Below are 2,402 nucleotides of genomic sequence, written 5' to 3' on the forward strand. Positions count from 1 at the left end.
CTGCTGCGCGCCGTCAGCCCCGACGACGGCGCCCGCCTGCACCTCGTGGCCCCGCCCGGCGCCGGCAAGACCCTCATCGGGCTCGCGCTGGCGGTGGCCAACGGGCGGCCCGCGCTCGTGCTCACCCCCACAACCGTCATCCGCCAGCAGTGGGTTGACCAGGCCCGCACCTGCTTCCGCACCGCCGCAGGGGCCGCCCCGACGGTTGCCGACGCCGTCGCCCCCGACGCCGCCCCGGACGATTTCACCGCCGTCACCTACCAGTCCCTGTCGGTGGTGGACTCCGCCGCCCCCTGGCAAGAGGCCGCCCGGACCCGCTGGGTGGAGGAACTGACCGCCACCGGCCAGACCCCGCAGCAGGCCGAGACCTGGCTGGCCGACCTGGCCGCCTCCAACCCGGCCGCCTACCTCTCCGGCATCTCCCGGCGCGCCTCCTCCATACGCGCCACGGTCGCCTCCCTGGACGTCGACCACCTCGCCGCCCTGCTACACCCGCAGGCCCGTTCCCGCCTCGACGCGCTCGTTGAGGCACGCGTCGGCACCATCATCGTCGACGAGTGCCACCACCTGCGCACCCACTGGGCGGCCGTCGTCCATTACCTGCTCGCCCGCCTTGACGCGGTCGGCGCCCGCCCCACCCTCATCGGCCTGACCGCCACCCTGCCCTCCGTTGAGGACCGCTCCCGTTCCCGCTACTACGCGCTGCTGGGCGACGTCGACTACGAGATCCCCATCCCCGCCGTCGTTCGCGCCGGCTGCCTCGCCCCCAGCCGCAATCTCGTGCGCTTCACCCTGCCCGACCCCGAGGAGCAGAACTTCCTCGCCGCCGCCGGTGCCGAGCTGGGGCACCGCATCGACGAACTACTGCTGTCCCCGGACGGGATTCAGTTCCTGCTCGACATGCTCGCACCCGAACCGGGGCCCGATGAGCTCGCCGCCAGCCTCACCGCGCGCCTGGTTGCCGGTTTCGACGCCGACCCGCAGGCGGCGACGGCCGCCGCCGCCCTGCTGCAGCAACGGCTGGGCGCCTACACGCCCACCGTGCTCACCACCACCCTGGTTCCCCTCCTCCCGCCCGCCCGAATACTCGACATCGACGAGCTACTGGACCTACTCGGCCGCTACGCCCTCGGCCGACTCCTTCCCGACCCCGCCCGCCGCCAGCAGTGGGAGGGCGTCAAAGAGCTCCTGGCCGGATACGGCTACCACCTCACCGACGCCGGGCTGCGGGTGGGGCGCTCGCCGCAGGACACCGTCTGTGCTGCCTCCCGAGCCAAGGATGTGGCCGCCGTGGAGATCCTGCGCACCGAGCAGGCGGCCCTGGGGGAGCGGCTGCGGGCCGTCGTCGTCACCGATGCCGCCGACCGCTCCGCCACCCACCGCGCCCTCAATGTGCTCACCGACCCCGGGGCGCCGTCGGCACAGGCCCAGGGCGGTGCCCTGCGCTGCTACGCCACCATGCTGGCCGATGCGGTGGTGCGTGACCTGCACCCGGTGCTGCTGACCGGACGCCACCTGCAGCTCGCCTCCCCGGACGCCGCCCTCCTCGCCGACCTGCGCGAGGCGACCGGTTTGGCGCTGCCCGCCCATGACGACGGCTGGGTGCTGCGTGTGCGCGGCCCCGAAACCGGCTCGGCCGCGGTGGTGCGCGCGGTGAGCACCCTGGTGGAGCGCGGCGCCGTCCGGCTCGTGGTCGGCACCCGTGGCCTGCTCGGGGAGGGGTGGGACTGCCCGGCGGTCAACACCCTCATCGACCTCACCACCGTGACCACCGCAACCTCCGTCCAGCAGCTGCGCGGACGCACCCTGCGCCTGGATCCGGCCTGGCCGGGCAAAAGCGCCCACAACTGGTCGGTCACCTGCCTGCTGCCTCGCCAGGCGCAGGCCGGGGCCGGCAGCGATCTGGCCCGGCTGGAACGCCGCCACGACTATCTGTGGAGCGCGGTTGCGACCCCGGCGGATGCGCCCGACGACGCGGCTGCCCCGATTCGCACCGGCCTGCCCGCCGCCCTGACGCCGTCCCAGCGCACGCTGCTGTCTCGGGCTGCGCACGCCGGTGCCGACGCCGAGCTGGTCACCGCCCTCAACGCCGCCACGTCGCTTCCGCCGCGTGAGCAAGAGGCCCGCGCCTGGGCCGTGCCCGTAGCCGCCGAGGCGGGCTCGTCCCACGGCGCACCCACCGCTGCGGGACGCGAGGCACTCACGGTGGTGCTCACCGACGGCCACGCCCTCTTGCGCCGCGGCCGCAGCGCCGCCTTCTGGCACGGCGCCGCCCTGAGCACGCTCGCCGGGCTGCAGGCCGCGGGCCGGCTCGTACCCGACCTCGCCGAGGATGCCGTGCTCATCCTTGACACACCGAGGCGGGCGCGCGCGTCGCCTTCACCGGCGGGCCGGATCAGGAG

Annotated in this window: 1 protein-coding gene; it reads left to right on the forward strand. The window is 74.6% G+C overall.

Annotation, left to right across the window (positions count from 1 at the left end):
* On the forward strand, window positions 1-2,402 hold a 2,402-nt coding region (locus tag RWX45_RS01320; protein ID WP_316021989.1), incomplete at both ends, for a DEAD/DEAH box helicase family protein.

This window comes from Actinomyces sp. MRS3W (assembly GCF_032465695.1).
Classification (GTDB): Bacteria; Actinomycetota; Actinomycetes; order Actinomycetales; family Actinomycetaceae; genus Actinomyces.